Below are 19,175 nucleotides of genomic sequence, written 5' to 3' on the forward strand. Positions count from 1 at the left end.
CAACAAGTACTTATTATAGCACTTTTTTAGGAATATCACTCTTTAGAAGGCAAGCTTTCCCCTTATAGAATATGAAAAAATTTATATTGAATGCGCTTTGTGTACGCCGTTGAATCTTCATAGCCCCAATACCGCATTCTGCTGTTTGTCGTATGTGCATTTACGAGTGGTTCACCTGAAGGGTCCTTTGCAACAACAATCGTCGTATGCTGATAATGCCCGTCACCATCAAAGTCATAGCAGATTACATCTCCCGGCAATAACAAGTGAGCTGCAGACTTTTCTTGCGCTTGAAGACTAGATTTTGATCCGCTCAAATACCACCTAAGTGCATTAGCCACCGACCAGCTATAGCTCCAGGAATTGTTTCGCATCCACCAGCCTTTAGACTTAATGGATTGAGATGTCATCGGAATTCCGCCGGCATGAAGGCTTTGTGAAATATAATTCGTGCAATCGTTCTCAAATGATTTATAAGCAGGATTAAACGTATTCCACCATCGCTCTGCATATCTTACCGCAGCAAGTCTGTCATATCCGCCTTTCGTTGGTGCGATCGATTCATTTTCACGTTCTATTTTTGGCAGTTCACGATAATTCCCTTCAACGTTAACCGGTTCATCACTTTTCATGTCACCATCTTCAAAAATGGCTCGCCGTTCTTGAGACATCTCTTCTACATAAAAGTCAAAGCCATGCTTAATCAAGAAACTATAATGAACCAAATAATCTACCTGAACTTTGCCTTCTGTTTCTGTCGTTCGCAAAACACTTCCGTTCGTTTGATTGTTCACGATATACGCATTTCTATCGGTGTACATTTGTTTTTTACGTATAAAACTTTCTTGTTCTTCTCGTAAAAAGAAGCCTCTTCCATCTGCATCTGCATGAATCATCCACTGCGATTGGTTTTGAATATAAGCTTTAAGTGTTTCCATCCACATCAGACATCCCTCCTGCTTCTACTAACATATGAGTGGGATATCAAAAAAAAGAACCCTTTAAGGGCTCTAGGATGTCTTCTTACAGCTATTCTGTTCAATTGATAATAATATTTCTTTCTTGTCTAATCCTCCGCCGTATCCTACAAGTGCTCCATTGCTTCCAATGACGCGATGACACGGAATAAATACTGGTACAGGATTCTGGTTATTCGCGCTTCCTACAGCACGAACGGCCTTAGCTGCACCAATGCCTTGAGCAACTTCCTTGTATGAACAAGTGGCACCATAAGGAATACTCGAAAGCTGGTTCCATACCTTTTTTTGAAAAACGGTACCAAATAAATCATAGTTCACGCTAAACTCATGCAGGTTGCCTGCAAAGTATGCATGTAATTGTTGAATGGCATCTTCCAAATACACAGGAGAGTGTATAAGTTCTCCTTTAATAAAATGTTTAGCCATCCATGAACGTAAAGATGGAAGGTTATCCTCCATTGAACCAAAATCGAGACGGCAGATTCCGTTCTCCGTTGCAATGATTGTTAACGGTCCGATTACGCTTTCCATTTCTTCGTAATAGAGTAACGTTTTAATCTGACACATAATTATCCCTTCTTTTCATTACTTGACCTTACTATATCGGACACTTCGAACATATGCGATTACGAAATTTCTTGATTTCGAACCATTTTCAGTCCCTTTTCTATCTCTAGCTTTACCAAATCGTCTTTTTCACGCTCTTTTGCAGACAATAGTTCCAATTCTGCATCCATTCCACCTATCTTACCGATGGCCCATGCTGCAGTCCCTCTTATGACAGGCCGAGGATCATGGGTTAATAAGTTTACAAGATCTGGTACAGCAGTTTCATCTTTAAAATGAGCTAAAGCAATAATCGCATTGCGCTGAATCGGTTTCTTCCCTCTCCAGCTGCCTGAAACATACCCGAATTTTTCTTTGAACTCTCTATTACTCATAGACAATAAGGGCTTTAATAGTGGCTTTGCAATCTCTGGGTCAGGTTCCATCTCAACGTGGTGGTGAAAATCTTTTCCCTTGTTCTCAGGACATACCGTCTGACATGTATCACAGCCATAAAGCCGATTGCCTAATTTGTCTCTATATCGGTCAGGTAAAAAATCTTTTGTTTGGGTTAAAAATGCAATACACTTAGACGAATCGAGCTGTCCTCCCTGCACGAGTGCACCTGTCGGACATGCCTCAACACATTTATTACATGAACCGCATTGATCTTCCATTGGCGTGTCTGGTGGAAGTGCTATATTTGTAACCATTTCTCCGAGATACATATATGAACCAAACTCTGGAGACATGATCGCACAGTTTTTAGCACTCCATCCGATCCCGGCTCTCTCAGCAACAGCCCGGTCTGACAGTTCACCTGTATCTACCATTGATTTCACATTCGCTTCTGGAACTTTTTCTATAATAAAAGCCTCCAGCAATGAGAGCTTTTCTCTTAATATATGGTGGTAATCTTTCCCCCATGATGCTCTGCAAAAAATACCTCTTCGTTCTCCCTTAATGCTTCTCGGGGCGTTTTTCATTTTGGAAGGATATGCTAGAGCGATAGAAATGATGCTTGAAGCACCCGAAAGCAGTCGTTCAGGCTCTGTTCTTTTTTCAATATCACTTTCTTCAAATCCTGATTGATAGCCAAGGTCTTGCTGTAATCGGAGACGTTCTTTTAGCTCAACAAAAACATCCGCTTGTGCGAAGCCAATTTTGTCAATTCCGATTTCTTTACTATATGCAACAATCTCTTCCTTCAACTGGGCACCTGTCACGCATATCCCTCCTTTACATTTATTTTTCACACTTATGATAAACTACAATTATATATAAAACTGAAACGGGGTTCGATGATGATTACAATTTCTCCAAAAATAAACGAACTTGTCCCGAATTTTAAAATAGGCACAATTACATACCATGATATCGCGATTAGCGAGTCACCGCAAATGATAAAGGGAAGATTCCAACTTTTCACAGAATCGATGCGTCTCGAAGAAAAGACCGCTGCAGACTACCCTGGTGTCGCTGAATATCGCTCTGTTTTTAAAACGCTAGGCACTGATCCATCAAGATACCGGCCTGCTTCAGAAGCATTGTTGCGACGCGTTTTAGGCGGTAAGGATCTTCCCCCGATCAATTCTGGGGTCGACGTGAATAATTTTTTCTCCATTCGTTTTGCCATTCCGATCGGTCTATACAATCTTGATCAGATTCAGGGTGATGTGGAGATTCGTATTGGTGTTGCTGAAGATTCGTATGAGGGCTTGAACGGACGTGAGATGAACATGGAAGGCAAACTGCTGTCCGCTGACTCCGCTGGGGCTTTTGGAAGTCCGATTGTAGACTCTAAGCGTACGATGGTAGACGAAACGGTACGTAACGCGCTACATATCGTTTATTTGCAGCCCTCTATGGATAAGAATGAAGCTCGCCAATTATTGGAGTCAATGGCTAAGATGTTTACTCAAGTGAATGGCGGAAGTGCTGAGATCAAAATCATTTAGGTAACTCAATTACAAGTTCTATTCTATGGAGCTTCTGCCTGCGGTCGATTAATGGTGAAAGTTGTCGATTCGCTGATATACGATGAAAACTCGCCGGATTATTGTTTAAACTCGCTGTATTATTATGTAATCTCGCCGGATTATTGCTTAAACTCGCCGTATTCATTGCTCATCAACATGAAAAACAAAAAAATGCAGGGCTTCATTGGATCAACGAAGCCCTGCATTAAAACCTACAACTAACTTGTTCTATATATAAGCAGCATATAGGACATTTATGACAAGTTCTTTTAAACAAATTTGAATTTTTGTTACAGCCAAGCCCTTTTTACTCAACAAGCGTATATTTTACAGACAGAGTGGCTTCAATTTCGTCTCCTTCATCCAGTTCAAACACATATTCAGGAAGGAACAGATCGTCTCCTCTTCCTAAGATGATATTTACTTTACTACCGCCATTTACAAAGTAGTTACCAAATCCGTTCACCGGCTCTACTTTATACCGTCCTGGAGGAATATCTTTTCCGGCTAAAAAGACGCCGGCAACCAAAGTTCTGGGTTCCTTCTTTTTTGCTAATATGCCTTTATTTAATTTATCAAGCTCACTTTTCTTATTTGCAATCTCACCGCTGATCTTGTTTAATTCACCATTCTTTTCTTCGACTTGACTCACTAACGTATCCACTTCTTTTTGAATGTTTTCCTTTTGACTAACCAACTCTGAAACTTCTTCATACTTCATTTGCAGATCATCCAATTCAACTTGTTTATTGCTTTCCTCTTCCATCATCGCTTCCACATTTTCTTCCATACTTCTTAGCTCACTTCTCAACTCTTTGATTTCACCGTCAATTTCATCTGCTATGACCTTTTTACCTTGAAGCAGTATTGAAGCCTTGTTATACCCGATCGAGTGCGCACATAAAGAACTAACAATCACTAACAAAAGAGAGATTAAGATATATAACAGCCACTTCTTATTAAACACAGATAAATCAACCTTCATTCTCTTACCCCCTATTGAGCCAAAAGTATGTAGTGCTTTATCTTTACTTTATTTTATTAATAAAGCATTATGCTTTTCTCACAAAATAAAAACCCCTTAAATAAGGGGCGTGTGAACATCTCTATAAATATCGAAATAATACAAGGATAGAAAACACTAAAAGAATAAACATGACAACAAGCAGCCTTAAAGATTGGAATATTCTTATCAACAAGCCATTTATCATATGCATATAGTGAAAGATATCTGCCGAAATAAAAGTTATGGAAACCAAGGAGATAGTAATTAGTATCAGACAAATCGTTGCACGCCGATCTCTATACATACCTTAGATGACCTCCTTTACACCTACATATTCAGGGTACAAGAAGAAGATTCAAAAAAAGTTCCTGGCTGAGAGCCAGGAACTTTTTATTCGTATTATACAGTTTGTGATCAGCTCGCTAAATCCAGTTTTTGTGGCTGACTTTTCGTTTTTGTAAACATGAATACTGCTATCGACAAAAGACTGAATGCAAGTAGATAGATAAGCAAGACACTCATGTTCGCAAAAGCAGAGCTTGTATGATTCAACGTAATGAGCGCTTTAAAACCAGCGATCGAATAGGTGAAAGGTAAAAACTCACTTAATGCACGCAAGTTCTCTGGAAGCATAGCGATCGGCAAGTTCGCTCCTGTTGTTGAAAGCTGTAGAATCACAAGGGCAAATGCGATAAAGCGTCCAATGTTACCAAATGAAGCAAAGAATAATACGATGCCTGTAAACACGATGCTCACAAAAACAGCAAAAGCTATAAATCCAACTGGGTTCTGAACTTTTACATGTAAGAAAAGCAGAACGACAGTAGATAGAAGCAATGCCTGTACAATCGCAAGTGCGCCAAGGTTCATGAACTTAGCTCCGAACCATGAGATTGCTGAAATACCTTCAGGCTTCTTAAAGTTGATGAACAGTGACATAATCAAAATCCCCACAAATAATGCGAGTGAAAGCACATATGGTGCCGTCGAATCACGATATAGCGGATACTTGTTTACCGTTTCACTTTTCAGTTCTACCGGTGATGAGAACATGCTTAAATTTTTATCGGTAGCCGCTTTAATCGCGCTCGTTTTTTCTGCTCCATCCTTAAGACCTGTTGAGAGCTCGTTGCTTCCATCATTTAATTGTCCCGCACCATCATTTAGCTTCGTTACTCCGTCAGTCAATTCACCCCAGCCTTTTTCAACCGAAGTGTTTCCATCCTTCACCTGTAACATCCCAGAGTTAATTTTCGTTGCACCGGCTGTCAGATCGCGCCAGCCTTTTTCAACTGTAGAGTTACCCGCTGAGATTTGCTTTGCCCCATCATTTAACTGAGTAACCCCTGTCGTTAACGCTGTCCAGCCCGTATTAACCGATTGGTTTCCTGCAGCGATTTGGGAAGTTCCTGCGTGTAGCTCGCCAACCTTACCGACCATCGTGTTCCAACCGCTTTCAACAGAAGCCGTTCCTTGCTGAAGAAGAGGAACTTTTTCGCTTAGCGTTGTTACTCCGTTATCAACTAGAGTTTGACCAGCCACGAGTTGATTTACACCGTCTGCCAAAGATTTTGGATTAGGTACTTCATTCGCTGTGAACGCAGCAGCGATTGATGCTGCTCCTTGTTGAAGAGCAGCCAGCTGTTGTCCTTTAGCTGGATCAGCAGTCTTTTGAGCTAACGCTTGGCTCGTACCAAATATCTTCATAAAAGCAGGATCTGTCTGCAGTTCTGGGTGCTGCTTTAAGAAAGCCTGAAGATCAGCTGATAAAACTTGGAGACCAGCTCCCAGTTGTTTAGATTCATCTACTACCGTATTCACTCCTGCAGAAACAGCTTGTGTCCCAGGTGCGAGTTCACTCTTTATCGCACTTTGAACCCCTTTTAATCCTGTAAGAACTCCAGATGTACCCTGTTTTAATTGAGGAATATTATCTCCAAGCTGCTTCGCTCCAGCGGCTAGATCTTTAATGCCTGATTGCTTGTCCTTCAACCCTTGCAATAATAATCCAGTACCTTCATTTGCTGCTTCAGAACCAGCAGCTAGCTTTGAAATATCGCCTGATTTTGCTTGCAGAGATTGAAGCATTTCTGCAGTCCCAGCACTTAGCTGTTGAGATCCATTCGCGAGTTTGCTGATATCCGCTTGCTTAGCTGATAAAGAATTAACCATTTGTCCAGTTCCATTTTGAAGCTCTTTTGCGCCATTGGCTAATTTCGAAATATCAGTCGCCTTATTTGTAAGCGATTCCAAAAGTAAGCTCGTTCCGTCATGAAGATCAGTAATACCTGTATTTAGTTTCCCCGATCCGTCTGCTGCTTTTTGAAATCCGTCAGAAACATCTCCGAGACTTGCAAACATGTTGCTCGCATACTTCTCTGTAATCTTATCCCCAAGTTTTTCTCTTAACTTTTCTGTCGCACTTCTCGTTACCTGCGCCGCCATGAAGTTTAAACCTTCATTTTGAATGTACCTTAACTCAAGTTTTTGCGGATTATCTTCTAAAACTGTAGTTACTCTCTGTGAGAAGTCTTCAGGAATTTCAATAACCATGTAATACTTCAGGCTATCAAGACCCTTTTTAGCTTCAGCAGAACTAACAAAGTCCCATCCAAGATCCTGGCCTTTCTTTAAATCTGCGACCAAATCTTGTCCTACATTGATCGGCTCATCATTAGACAGTGCACCTTTGTCCTTGTTGACCACTGCAACTGGCAAGTTCGACAAATTATCGTACGGTCCCCATGTCGGTGATAAAAGAATACCACCATAGACGACCGGTACGAGCAAAGCAGCAATCACTGAAATCAGTACCCCTTTTTTTGCTGCCAGCTTTGCCATTTCAGCCAAAAATAAGCGAAAGACACTCATCCCTTTCCCCCCGTTTATACAAAATAAAAACATTTTTTGATAGAAGTGAATGAGTATTCACATCTACTAGAATGTATAATTCTAATAAACAAGGATAAATCCTTCTTACTAATCAGAAAATTGTAAAATATTAAAATATTTATGGGAGTTATGATCTATTTTGTGTGAAAAAAGCGAACGCTGCAGAAAACAGCATTCGCTTCACTAAATTTCTTTTATCATGGGCTCTAATAACCCCATATCTAAGCAAGCTTTAATAGATAGCTTTTTTTCTTTGGAGGGAAATTTCATATGAATATATTCCTCATCCACATTTGTAATTTCTCCAGTTCCGAATACCCTATGTACAACCGTAATACCTGTACGTAATGCTTCCTTTTCTCGAATAGCATTAGGATTGTAAGGAACTCCATTTATCTTTTCTCGATTACTTGATCCAACTTCTCTTCTTATTCTTATGTTCTTCTGGGTTATAGCTTCTTTAGATGCAGATAGATCAGGAGGATTGATAATGTTCTTAACATCAGCAACAAATAAGGATTCTTCTGCCTTTTTCCCGTCCCGGTAACCATAAGTAATAAGTTTTAATTGTTTTTTCACCCTCGTCATTCCTACATAAAAAAGGCGAGCCGATTCTTCCATCAAACCGCTGTCAGTTTGGTCTTCACTAGAAGGAATGATTCCATGTACTAAGTCAATCATATATACCTTCTCAAACTCAAGACCCTTTGAGCTATGAAATGTTGAGAGCGTAACAGCATTTTGTCCCTTTTTCCTTTTGGCTGTCTTTAAAACAGCTTCCAGATGCTTTAGTCTTTTTGCGAAATCCTCAAGACTCTTTAGATCTGCCGCAATCTCTTCAAGAGTATCTAAAATGCCAATTAAATAATCAATACGAAACCCAAGACTTTTACATATCTTCTCCAGAGCCTTATCGTAACCTAACCGATCCCTGATTACCCGAATAGCCTGAAGCGGCTTCATCTCTTTCATTTCTTTAAATGTTTCTTGGCTTGCTTTCAATAGCTTAACTTGGTAATCCTGTAATTTTACATGCTTCAGCAAATTATCAAATACAGAATCGTTCGTATTCAATTGCTTTAAAGCACTCATCTGCTGTTTACTGATATAGCCATTAAATTTTAAATGTATCTTTTCTAAAATATCTGGCCTCTTATCGGTAAAAGCCATGCGCATAAAATTCAATATATCCTGAACGACCCAGTGTGAAAAGAAACGATTATCAGCATCCTTCATATAAAATGCAATCCCTGCACGGTCAAAATCATTCATTAAGCCAATGGATGAGGAATTGTTACGGTATAAAATGGCGATCTCTTTTAAATCATCTTCATCTTTAAGTTCCTTAACCAAGTATTTGGATTGTTCATTAAAATTGATAAGTTTTCTTATTTCAATAGGTTTATTCGGAGGATTTTCTGTAAACATATTCTTTTCGTATCTATTCTTATTTCGTTTAATAAACTGATTAGAAACATTCACGATGTCTTGTGTAGAGCGGTAATTCTGTTCCATAAAAAGTATAACTGCTTCAGGATACACCTTCTTAAATTCAAGCAAATAGGAAGGCTCAGCACCTCTCCAGCTATAAATCGATTGATCATCATCGGCTACAACACATAAATTTTTATGAATTGATACTAACTTTTCTATTATGGAATGCTGCACCAGCGACGTATCCTGACTTTCATCCGTTAAAATATAATCATATCTTTGCTGATATAGACTCAGCAATTTCTCATTATTTCCTAATACCTCATTACAAACTGTAAGCATATCATCAAAATCCAATAAAATTTGATTTCGGTCTGCACGCTTAAATTCTTCGTATTGAATAATAATTTGTTCTGCTTTAGGAACATCACACGATACGGTTGACCATTTATCTTTAGGCAGCATTTTATTTTTAACGTAGCTGATATAGGTGACGAGCTCCTCCATTTGGTCCTCTGTTATGTTCTCACCTACTGTTGACTTAAATAAGTTTCTCAATATTAACTTTTTATTCAACTGAATGTTTTCATCCCGCGCTGCACTCTCGCCTAACTCTTGCTCACCTTCAATAATTCGAAAAGAAGTCCCCATCCCTCTGTAATAATTTCTAACTACTTCAAAAGCAAAGCTATGTATGGTTGAAAAGTCTGCTGGCTGAAGATCCGGATAAAACCGCATGAATCGATCTTTCATATCATTTGCCGAGGCTTTACTGAATGTAACAGCTTTTATACGATTTGGATTTATCCCTTTTTGCTTAATTAAATAACCAATACGCATGATGATAGTAGTTGTTTTCCCTGATCCTGGCGATGCTAGTAATAGAAGAGGCCCATCCGTCTGTAAGACCGCTTTTTTTTGAACAGCATTTAAGGATATTCCTAAATCATTTTTCATCTCAGCGAAGAAATCTTCCATCGTTCAGTCCTCCTTTTGATCATTTTGATTTATAAATAACTGTGACAGCACTCCTGGTTTTCCTAGTCGTATTTTTTAGTTCGCGCAGCTACCCGGCATTTGCGCGCAGCTGAATGACATTTACGTGCAGTAGAGCTTCAGTTCCGCCCACAAACAACAATAAAAAAACTCCCCACAAACGTGAGAAGTTTTAAGTTTAAATGTTAAGTTAAGTAAAATGGTACCGGTGGTCGGGGTCGAACCGACACTCCAGAAGGAACACGATTTTGAGTCGTGCGCGTCTGCCAATTCCGCCACACCGGCATTTGAATCTTTTTTGAATTGGAATTATGGAGGCGGCACCCGGATTCGAACCGGGGGATAAGGGTTTTGCAGACCCGTGCCTTACCACTTGGCTATGCCGCCAGAATATAAAAATGGAGCGGAAGACGGGATTCGAACCCGCGACCCCAACCTTGGCAAGGTTGTATTCTACCACTGAACTACTTCCGCAAACATTTAATTAACTTTTTTAATTAACTTATAATATGCTGTTAAAGGTATCTTATGTTATAAAAATAAAAATGGCTGGGCTAGCTGGATTCGAACCAACGCATGACGGAGTCAAAGTCCGTTGCCTTACCGCTTGGCTATAGCCCAACACTTTAAATATTAATGGGGCGGACGAGGGGAATCGAACCCCCGAATGTCGGAACCACAATCCGATGCGTTAACCACTTCGCCACGACCGCCACAGTATATAATTGGCAGGGGCAGTAGGAATCGAACCCACACCAAAGGTTTTGGAGACCTTCGTTCTACCTTTAAACTATGCCCCTGTATAAGGATTTAAAAGATGGTGGAGGGGGACGGATTCGAACCGCCGAACCCGGAGGGAGCGGATTTACAGTCCGCCGCGTTTAGCCACTTCGCTACCCCTCCACAAAATGAAGACAGGTTTTATTATAAAACATAAACACCCTGTTTTTCAATACGTTTTTTATTCCAATTAAGGAAGAAAAAACTGGTGCCGGCTAGAGGACTTGAACCCCCAACCTACTGATTACAAGTCAGTTGCTCTACCAATTGAGCTAAACCGGCAAAAAAAATGGTGGCTCGAGACGGAATCGAACCGCCGACACGAGGATTTTCAGTCCTCTGCTCTACCGACTGAGCTATCGAGCCAAGAATAAAATTCTTGGTGTTTTAAAACCACCGTTTTGATAAAAATGGCGGACCCGACCGGGGTCGAACCGGCGATCTCCTGCGTGACAGGCAGGCATGTTAACCACTACACCACGAGTCCAATTGGTTGCGGGGACAGGATTTGAACCTGCGACCTTCGGGTTATGAGCCCGACGAGCTACCAGACTGCTCCACCCCGCGATGATATAAATATGATACTAAAGTTTAAATGGTGGAGGATGACGGGTTCGAACCGCCGACCCCCTGCTTGTAAGGCAGGTGCTCTCCCAGCTGAGCTAATCCTCCATATTTTAAGTTGGTTATGTATAAAATGGTGACCCGTACGGGATTCGAACCCGTGTTACCGCCGTGAAAGGGCGGTGTCTTAACCGCTTGACCAACGGGCCAGTTGTTTGAGCTAGAGAGTATGTATCTGGCGGAGAGCAAGGGATTCGAACCCTTGATACGGGGTTGACCGTATACACGATTTCCAATCGTGCTCCTTCGACCTCTCGGACAGCTCTCCAATATGGCTCCACAGGTAGGACTCGAACCTACGACCGATCGGTTAACAGCCGATAGCTCTACCACTGAGCTACTGTGGAATATGTATGGCTCAGCGACGTCCTACTCTAACAGGGGGAGACCCCCAACTACCATCGGCGCTGAAGAGCTTAACTTCCGTGTTCGGTATGGGAACGGGTGTGACCTCTTCGCCATCATCACTGAACCAATTATATTGAGAGTATGTTCTCTCAAAACTAGATACGACGTTTCCAAACGTTATGCATTTTAAGGATAAGCCCTCGACCGATTAGTATCTGTCAGCTCCACGTGTCACCACGCTTCCACACCAGACCTATCAACCTCATCATCTCTAAGGGGTCTTACTCACTTAACGTGATGGGAAATCTCATCTTGAGGGGGGCTTCATGCTTAGATGCTTTCAGCACTTATCCCGTCCACACGTAGCTACCCAGCTATGCCCCTGGCGGAACAACTGGTACACCAGCGGTGTGTCCATCCCGGTCCTCTCGTACTAAGGACAGCTCCTCTCAAATTTCCTGCGCCCGCGACGGATAGGGACCGAACTGTCTCACGACGTTCTGAACCCAGCTCGCGTACCGCTTTAATGGGCGAACAGCCCAACCCTTGGGACCTACTTCAGCCCCAGGATGCGATGAGCCGACATCGAGGTGCCAAACCTCCCCGTCGATGTGGACTCTTGGGGGAGATAAGCCTGTTATCCCCAGGGTAGCTTTTATCCGTTGAGCGATGGCCCTTCCATGCGGAACCACCGGATCACTAAGCCCGACTTTCGTCCCTGCTCGACTTGTAGGTCTCGCAGTCAAGCTCCCTTGTGCCTTTACACTCTGCGAATGATTTCCAACCATTCTGAGGGAACCTTTGGGCGCCTCCGTTACTGTTTAGGAGGCGACCGCCCCAGTCAAACTGCCCGCCTGACACTGTCTCCGAACCGGATCACGGTTCAAGGTTAGAATTTCAATACAGCCAGGGTAGTATCCCACCGACGCCTCCACCGAAGCTGGCGCTCCGGCTTCTCAGGCTCCTACCTATCCTGTACAAGCTGTACCAAAATCCAATATCAAGCTGCAGTAAAGCTCCATGGGGTCTTTCCGTCCTGTCGCGGGTAACCTGCATCTTCACAGGTACTATAATTTCACCGGGTCTCTCGTTGAGACAGTATCCAAGTCGTTACACCTTTCGTGCGGGTCGGAACTTACCCGACAAGGAATTTCGCTACCTTAGGACCGTTATAGTTACGGCCGCCGTTTACTGGGGCTTCAATTCAGAGCTTCTCCGTAAGGATAACCCCTCCTCTTAACCTTCCAGCACCGGGCAGGTGTCAGCCCCTATACTTCACCTTGCGGTTTCGCAGAGACCTGTGTTTTTGCTAAACAGTCGCTTGGATCTATTCACTGCGGCTCTCTCGGGCGATAAACCCTATCAGAGCACCCCTTCTCCCGAAGTTACGGGGTCATTTTGCCGAGTTCCTTAACGAGAGTTCTCCCGATCATCTTAGGATTCTCTCCTCGCCTACCTGTGTCGGTTTGCGGTACGGGCACCTCTTTCCTCACTAGAGGCTTTTCTTGGCAGTGTAGGATCAGGGACTTCGGTACTAAAATTTCCCTCGCCATCACAGCTCAGCCTTCACGTTGGGCGGATTTGCCTACCCAACAGCCTAACTGCTTAGACGCACTATTCCATCAGTGCGCTCACCCTACCTTACTGCGTCCCCCCATTGTTCAAACGGAAAGGAGGTGGTACAGGAATATCAACCTGTTATCCATCGCCTACGCTTTTCAGCCTCGGCTTAGGCCCCGACTAACCCTGAGCGGACGAGCCTTCCTCAGGAAACCTTAGGCTTTCGATGGACAAGATTCTCACTTGTCTTTCGCTACTCATACCGGCATTCTCACTTCAAAGCGCTCCACCAGTCCTTCCGGTCTGACTTCGCTGCACTTCGAACGCTCCCCTACCCCTGTACCATACGGTACAAGCCATAGCTTCGGTGATACGTTTAGCCCCGTTACATTTTCGGCGCAGAGTCACTCGACCAGTGAGCTATTACGCACTCTTTAAATGGTGGCTGCTTCTAAGCCAACATCCTGGTTGTCTGGGCAACTCCACATCCTTTGCCACTTAACGTATACTTTGGGACCTTAGCTGATGGTCTGGGCTGTTTCCCTTTTGACTACGGATCTTATCACTCGCAGTCTGACTCCCGCGGATAATTCTCTGGCATTCGGAGTTTGACTGAATTCGGTAACCCTGTGGGGGCCCCTAGTCCAATCAGTGCTCTACCTCCAGGAATCTTGCCGCGAGGCTAGCCCTAAAGCTATTTCGGGGAGAACCAGCTATCTCCGTGTTCGATTGGCATTTCACCCCTACCCACACCTCATCCCCGCACTTTTCAACGTGCGTGGGTTCGGGCCTCCATTCAGTGTTACCTGAACTTCACCCTGGACATGGGTAGATCACACGGTTTCGGGTCTACGACCACGTACTATGTCGCCCTATTCAGACTCGCTTTCGCTGCGGCTCCGTCTTATCAACTTAACCTTGCACGGGATCGTAACTCGCCGGTTCATTCTACAAAAGGCACGCCGTCACCCGTTAATGGGCTCCGACTACTTGTAGGCACACGGTTTCAGGATCTATTTCACTCCCCTTCCGGGGTGCTTTTCACCTTTCCCTCACGGTACTGGTTCACTATCGGTCACTAGGGAGTATTTAGCCTTGGGAGATGGTCCTCCCGGATTCCGACGGGGTTTCACGTGTCCCGCCGTACTCAGGATCCACTCAGGAGAGAACGAAGTTTCAGCTACAGGGCTGTTACCTTCTTTGGCTGGCCTTTCCAGACCGCTTCACCTACTTCGTTCCTTTGTAACTCCATGTAGAGTGTCCTACAACCCCAGAGGGCAAGCCCTCTGGTTTGGGCTGTTTCCGTTTCGCTCGCCGCTACTCAGGAAATCGCATTTGCTTTCTCTTCCTCCGGGTACTTAGATGTTTCAGTTCCCCGGGTCTGCCTTCTCATACCCTATGTATTCAGATATGGATACCATCCCATTACGGATGGTGGGTTCCCCCATTCGGAAATCCCCGGATCAATGCTTACTTACAGCTCCCCGAGGCATATCGGTGTTCGTCCCGTCCTTCTTCGGCTCCTAGTGCCAAGGCATCCACCGTGCGCCCTTTCTAGCTTAACCTTATATGATGTTTACACATCAAGATCTTGCTTGGCGCAGATAAATAATATATCTGCCTTGCATATTGTTTGGATGTCGATATCTAGTTTTCAAAGAACATATAAAGTAGAGAGATTTAGTTCTCTCAAAACTGAACAAAAGAAGAATAGGTGTACTTACGAAACAGTCGAAGCTGTTTCATAATCTCCATAGAAAGGAGGTGATCCAGCCGCACCTTCCGATACGGCTACCTTGTTACGACTTCACCCCAATCATCTGTCCCACCTTCGGCGGCTGGCTCCCAAAAGGGTTACCCCACCGACTTCGGGTGTTACAAACTCTCGTGGTGTGACGGGCGGTGTGTACAAGGCCCGGGAACGTATTCACCGCGGCATGCTGATCCGCGATTACTAGCAATTCCGGCTTCATGTAGGCGAGTTGCAGCCTACAATCCGAACTGAGAATGACTTTTTGGGATTGGCTTGGCCTCGCGGCTTCGCAACCCTTTGTATCATCCATTGTAGCACGTGTGTAGCCCAGGTCATAAGGGGCATGATGATTTGACGTCATCCCCACCTTCCTCCGGTTTGTCACCGGCAGTCACCTTAGAGTGCCCAACTGAATGCTGGCAACTAAGGTCAAGGGTTGCGCTCGTTGCGGGACTTAACCCAACATCTCACGACACGAGCTGACGACAACCATGCACCACCTGTCACTTTGTCCCCCGAAGGGGAAAGCTCTATCTCTAGAGTGGTCAAAGGATGTCAAGACCTGGTAAGGTTCTTCGCGTTGCTTCGAATTAAACCACATGCTCCACTGCTTGTGCGGGCCCCCGTCAATTCCTTTGAGTTTCAACCTTGCGGTCGTACTCCCCAGGCGGAGTGCTTAATGTGTTAACTTCAGCACTGAGGGTGGAACCCCCCAACACCTAGCACTCATCGTTTACGGCGTGGACTACCAGGGTATCTAATCCTGTTTGCTCCCCACGCTTTCGCGCCTCAGCGTCAGTTACAGGCCAAAAAGCCGCCTTCGCCACTGGTGTTCCTCCACATCTCTACGCATTTCACCGCTACACGTGGAATTCCACTTTTCTCTCCTGCACTCAAGTCTCCCAGTTTCCAATGACCCTCCACGGTTGAGCCGTGGGCTTTCACATCAGACTTAAGAGACCGCCTGCGCGCGCTTTACGCCCAATAATTCCGGATAACGCTTGCCACCTACGTATTACCGCGGCTGCTGGCACGTAGTTAGCCGTGGCTTTCTGGTTAGGTACCGTCAAGGTACGAGCAGTTACTCTCGTACTTGTTCTTCTCTAACAACAGAGCTTTACGACCCGAAGGCCTTCATCGCTCACGCGGCGTTGCTCGGTCAGGCTTTCGCCCATTGCCGAAGATTCCCTACTGCTGCCTCCCGTAGGAGTCTGGGCCGTGTCTCAGTCCCAGTGTGGCCGATCACCCTCTCAGGTCGGCTACGCATCGTCGCCTTGGTGAGCCGTTACCTCACCAACTAGCTAATGCGCCGCGGGCTCATCTGTAAGTGTCAGCCGAAACCGACTTTCAAAAAGAAGAAATGCTTCTTCTCTTATTATCCGGTATTAGCCCCGGTTTCCCGGAGTTATCCCCGTCTTACAGGCAGATTACCCACGTGTTACTCACCCGTCCGCCGCTAAATCAGAGGAGCAAGCTCCTCTTCATTCGCTCGACTTGCATGTATTAGGCACGCCGCCAGCGTTCATCCTGAGCCAGGATCAAACTCTCCATAAAAGTGTTTGTCTTGCTCGATTTTAAAACTGACGGAATTAATTCTTAATTCCTTACCTATTTCTTTTGTTCAGTTTTCAAAGAACTGTGTGTTTTTAGCTTGTCGCTCGTTTTGGCGACTTTATTAGGATAGCATCTTAAAAAGAAGATGTCAACCTGTTTTTTTATCGTGTTTCCCGTCTGCAACATTGTTTCTGTGTGTCGCAGCGACAAGAAATAATATAGCACGATATAGATAAACAGGTCAACACCTTTTTATAAAAAAGTTTATTCTTTTATTGCGTAGTAGCGATGGTACAGGTTCTTGCTCTTTGTTTCTCGTTTAACCGTCTTAATATAACCTTTGTCTTTTAAGTGATTAAGAATCATCGGAAGATCAATAGCATAGTCCTGAACCTCACTATGTTCCATTAATTCATGATAAGCCCACTCTTCTTTTTGTTTAATAACACCTAACAAGTGATTGGCACCTAATTTGGTTTTTGAAGAGAGCGAGAACTCAGATGCAAGTAATAGAAGTTCAATTCGTTTATCAATGGATTCTTCACCTGTGACGAGTTCTTCATATAACTTGAAGATTTCCGGTTGTATCACTTTAACCTGATTCCATACCGTAACTTCAGGATAGTATCCATGTTCAATAACCGATAACCGAGCAAGGTGATGAAGAGCATGCATGATGTTGTTAAATGCATCTAAATAATGACCTGAGTGAAATAGTTCTTTTCCATCATTATAACGACGGAGCAGCTTTGCAAACTCAAGGCCAATCTTATGTGTTCTTTCTTCTGCCGGAAACTCGTGCAGCCGGTCACGCAATCTCGTTATGTATTCGTTACGGTTAAATAGAACTTTGCCGTTCATTACCCAGTCTACAGCTCTTCTATTAGATCCTAGCATCAGCCAGGAATTAAGAAGGCCTTCTGTTACAACATGCAGAGCAGCCGATCCTGATTCGAATTCATAGTGTTTAATCATCCAAGGTTGATCTGATTCTTTTACTATTATAAGAAGAACGCAGTCAAAGTGATCGGTTCCAGGGCTGAATGTTTTGTTTTTTTCAACGAAAAGAACACCTAGTGTGTTTTCGTTGCTTGCTCTCTCTTGATATAGCGGGCGTAAAATATCTTCCATGAAGGTCATCTCCCATTTTAACAAAATCCTGTTTGTTATCTTTCAACATCAAATAAAGAAATCCTTTTTCTTTTCTAGAGAGTTCATATGTTATACTAATGAACGGAGGAGGGACAGGTATGATAAAGTATACGAGCAAAATTAATAAAATACGTACGTTTGCCTTAAGCCTAGTGTTTATAGGTATTATCATCATGTATGCTGGCCTGTTTTTCAAGACAAGTTTTGTCGTTATGTCAATTTTTATGGTGGTTGGGTTTATCGCAACAATCGCCAGCGCTGGTGTTTACTTCTGGATCGGAATGATCTCTACCCAAGCTGTACAGGTGGTTTGTCCGAACTGTGGTAAGGTCACAAAAGTATTAGGTCGTGTAGATGCTTGCATGTCCTGTAATCAGCCGCTTACGATGGATAAAAGTCTTGAAGGCGAAGATTTTGATGAAAAATATAATTCTAAACGCCAAATGCGCAAAGAAAATAGATAAAGCTGACTCACCGTATGGGAAGTCAGCTTTTTTTTAATGTTTTCTTTTGCAATCTGGGCATACTCCGTAAATTTCCATACGGTGACGTCCTACATCAAAGCCTGTTACAGATTCTGCGAGACTCTCAACCTCGTCTAGACCAGGATAATGAAAATCCACAATCTTACCGCACGAATCACAGATGATATGGTAGTGATCTGTTGTTACACAATCAAATCGGCTTGATGAGTCTCCGTAAGTCAGTTCTTTAACAAGACCCGCCTCTTTAAAAACTCTAAGGTTGTTGTAGACTGTTGCAACACTCATATTAGGAAATTTCCCTTCCAGCGCCTTGTAGATCTCATCAGCTGTTGGATGGGACATTGATTGGATAAGATGCTCTAAGATAGCATGACGCTGAGGCGTTATACGAACACCTGCTGATTTTAAGTTGTCAATTGCCGCACTGATTTTTGCGCTAGACATCGTCATGCACCCCATTTCTTTAAGAATTCTTACTTTGTAATCGTTATAATTAGTCTACTGCTACCTACAGGTTTTGTCAATTGAAGCGCAGTTTTATGAATGATCTTCGTGCAGAACAGGCTCGTTCACCTTCATCTTTTCGTTTACATATCTTGCTGCAATAAACAAAAAGTCAGACAGTCTGTTTAAGTAAGACATCACTAATGGATTAACGCCATCTATTCCAACAGCAATTCGCTCGGCTCGTCTCGCAATCGTACGGGCTGTATGAAAAGCACTTGCTGATGGTGAACCTCCTGGAAGTATAAACTGTTTAAGAGGTTTAAGTCCCGCTTGCCATTCGTCGATGGTTTCTTCAAGAAAACGGATATCCTCTTCTTTCAACTTCCACGCTACTTCTTTCCCTGCAGGTGTTGCCAGTTCTGCACCAACATGGAAAAGAACGGTTTGTACTTTTTGCATAGTTACCGTTGCTTTCTCCGCCCAATCCTCCTTGGGCATTAGGCTGACACCAAAGCCGATCATGCTGTTTGCCTCATCACACGTTCCATATGCGTCTACACGCACATCATTTTTAGAAACGCGTTCTCCATAAATTAATGAAGTCGTTCCTTTATCTCCAGTTTTTGTGTATATTTTCAT

General features: G+C 43.5%; 11 protein-coding genes, 15 tRNA genes and 3 rRNA genes. 2 read left to right on the forward strand and 27 right to left on the reverse strand.

Features of this window, described 5'->3' with window-relative positions:
* Positions 1–62 precede the first annotated feature (62 nt).
* The 3 genes from QUF49_RS17965 to queG all read right to left on the reverse strand — a co-directional run bounded on the left by QUF49_RS17965 (position 63) and on the right by queG (position 2,752).
* Positions 63–944, reverse strand: a complete 882-nt coding sequence (locus tag QUF49_RS17965) for an amidase domain-containing protein (RefSeq protein WP_289497051.1) — start codon at positions 942–944, stop codon at positions 63–65.
* A 66-nt stretch (positions 945–1,010) separates the two neighbouring features.
* Positions 1,011–1,547: a methylated-DNA--[protein]-cysteine S-methyltransferase gene (locus QUF49_RS17970; protein ID WP_289497053.1), complete on the reverse strand. Its 537-nt coding sequence runs from the start codon at positions 1,545–1,547 to the stop codon at positions 1,011–1,013.
* A gap of 59 nt (positions 1,548–1,606) precedes the next feature.
* Entirely contained in the window at positions 1,607–2,752 is a 1,146-nt protein-coding gene (queG, locus tag QUF49_RS17975) for a tRNA epoxyqueuosine(34) reductase QueG (protein ID WP_289497054.1), read from the reverse strand.
* 78 nt (positions 2,753–2,830) lie between these two features.
* Here queG and QUF49_RS17980 point away from each other — a divergent pair, with 78 nt between their 5' ends.
* Positions 2,831–3,484: a B3/B4 domain-containing protein gene (locus QUF49_RS17980; protein ID WP_353958318.1), complete on the forward strand. Its 654-nt coding sequence runs from the start codon at positions 2,831–2,833 to the stop codon at positions 3,482–3,484.
* Between the two features lie 328 nt (positions 3,485–3,812).
* On the opposite strand, the gene QUF49_RS17985 is transcribed toward QUF49_RS17980, so the two are convergent.
* The 22 genes from QUF49_RS17985 to QUF49_RS18090 all read right to left on the reverse strand — a co-directional run bounded on the left by QUF49_RS17985 (position 3,813) and on the right by QUF49_RS18090 (position 17,583).
* Positions 3,813–4,490, reverse strand: a complete 678-nt coding sequence (locus QUF49_RS17985) for a coiled-coil domain-containing protein (RefSeq protein WP_289497057.1) — start codon at positions 4,488–4,490, stop codon at positions 3,813–3,815.
* Between the two features lie 435 nt (positions 4,491–4,925).
* Positions 4,926–7,382 carry a YhgE/Pip family protein gene (locus QUF49_RS17990; RefSeq protein WP_289497058.1) on the reverse strand — a complete coding sequence of 819 codons (2,457 nt, stop codon included), beginning with the start codon at positions 7,380–7,382 and terminating at the stop codon, positions 4,926–4,928.
* 204 nt (positions 7,383–7,586) lie between these two features.
* Positions 7,587–9,815, reverse strand: a complete 2,229-nt coding sequence (locus QUF49_RS17995) for an ATP-dependent helicase (protein ID WP_289497059.1) — start codon at positions 9,813–9,815, stop codon at positions 7,587–7,589.
* Positions 9,816–10,033: 218 nt separating this feature from the next.
* A tRNA-Leu gene (locus QUF49_RS18000) sits at positions 10,034–10,118 on the reverse strand.
* A gap of 27 nt (positions 10,119–10,145) precedes the next feature.
* Positions 10,146–10,220: transfer RNA gene (locus QUF49_RS18005), tRNA-Cys, on the reverse strand.
* 12 nt (positions 10,221–10,232) lie between these two features.
* A tRNA-Gly gene (locus QUF49_RS18010) sits at positions 10,233–10,307 on the reverse strand.
* Between the two features lie 72 nt (positions 10,308–10,379).
* A tRNA-Gln gene (locus QUF49_RS18015) sits at positions 10,380–10,454 on the reverse strand.
* A gap of 16 nt (positions 10,455–10,470) precedes the next feature.
* Positions 10,471–10,546, reverse strand: a tRNA-His gene (locus QUF49_RS18020).
* 13 nt (positions 10,547–10,559) lie between these two features.
* Positions 10,560–10,633, reverse strand: a tRNA-Trp gene (locus tag QUF49_RS18025).
* An 18-nt stretch (positions 10,634–10,651) separates the two neighbouring features.
* Positions 10,652–10,736 (reverse strand) — tRNA-Tyr (locus QUF49_RS18030).
* An 83-nt stretch (positions 10,737–10,819) separates the two neighbouring features.
* Positions 10,820–10,895, reverse strand: a tRNA-Thr gene (locus tag QUF49_RS18035).
* 8 nt (positions 10,896–10,903) lie between these two features.
* Positions 10,904–10,979, reverse strand: a tRNA-Phe gene (locus QUF49_RS18040).
* A 45-nt stretch (positions 10,980–11,024) separates the two neighbouring features.
* Positions 11,025–11,100, reverse strand: a tRNA-Asp gene (locus QUF49_RS18045).
* 3 nt (positions 11,101–11,103) lie between these two features.
* A tRNA-Met gene (locus tag QUF49_RS18050) sits at positions 11,104–11,180 on the reverse strand.
* Positions 11,181–11,209: 29 nt separating this feature from the next.
* Positions 11,210–11,285, reverse strand: a tRNA-Val gene (locus QUF49_RS18055).
* 26 nt (positions 11,286–11,311) lie between these two features.
* Positions 11,312–11,386 (reverse strand) — tRNA-Glu (locus QUF49_RS18060).
* 27 nt (positions 11,387–11,413) lie between these two features.
* Positions 11,414–11,505: transfer RNA gene (locus QUF49_RS18065), tRNA-Ser, on the reverse strand.
* Between the two features lie 4 nt (positions 11,506–11,509).
* Positions 11,510–11,584 (reverse strand) — tRNA-Asn (locus QUF49_RS18070).
* Between the two features lie 9 nt (positions 11,585–11,593).
* Positions 11,594–11,709 (reverse strand): 5S ribosomal RNA (rrf, locus tag QUF49_RS18075).
* Between the two features lie 64 nt (positions 11,710–11,773).
* Positions 11,774–14,710: ribosomal RNA gene (locus QUF49_RS18080) — 23S ribosomal RNA — on the reverse strand.
* A 192-nt stretch (positions 14,711–14,902) separates the two neighbouring features.
* Positions 14,903–16,452: ribosomal RNA gene (locus tag QUF49_RS18085) — 16S ribosomal RNA — on the reverse strand.
* Together the 16S, 23S and 5S rRNA genes with 15 tRNA genes alongside form the textbook arrangement of a ribosomal RNA operon.
* A 264-nt stretch (positions 16,453–16,716) precedes the next feature.
* A complete protein-coding gene (locus QUF49_RS18090) occupies positions 16,717–17,583 on the reverse strand; it encodes a nucleotidyltransferase-like protein (protein WP_289497060.1) in 867 nt (288 codons plus the stop codon).
* 119 nt (positions 17,584–17,702) lie between these two features.
* Here QUF49_RS18090 and QUF49_RS18095 point away from each other — a divergent pair, with 119 nt between their 5' ends.
* Positions 17,703–18,068 carry a YgzB family protein gene (locus tag QUF49_RS18095; protein WP_289497062.1) on the forward strand — a complete coding sequence of 122 codons (366 nt, stop codon included), beginning with the start codon at positions 17,703–17,705 and terminating at the stop codon, positions 18,066–18,068.
* Positions 18,069–18,101: 33 nt separating this feature from the next.
* On the opposite strand, the gene perR is transcribed toward QUF49_RS18095, so the two are convergent.
* Both perR and QUF49_RS18105 read right to left on the reverse strand, forming a co-directional pair.
* Positions 18,102–18,533: a peroxide-responsive transcriptional repressor PerR gene (perR, locus tag QUF49_RS18100; protein ID WP_289497063.1), complete on the reverse strand. Its 432-nt coding sequence runs from the start codon at positions 18,531–18,533 to the stop codon at positions 18,102–18,104.
* Positions 18,534–18,626: 93 nt separating this feature from the next.
* The gene (locus QUF49_RS18105; RefSeq protein WP_289497064.1) at positions 18,627–19,175 is read right to left on the reverse strand and encodes a cob(I)yrinic acid a,c-diamide adenosyltransferase; all 549 of its coding nucleotides are present in this window, start codon (positions 19,173–19,175) and stop codon (positions 18,627–18,629) included.

This window comes from Fictibacillus sp. b24 (genome assembly GCF_030348825.1).
Taxonomy (GTDB): Bacteria; Bacillota; Bacilli; order Bacillales; family Fictibacillaceae; genus Fictibacillus.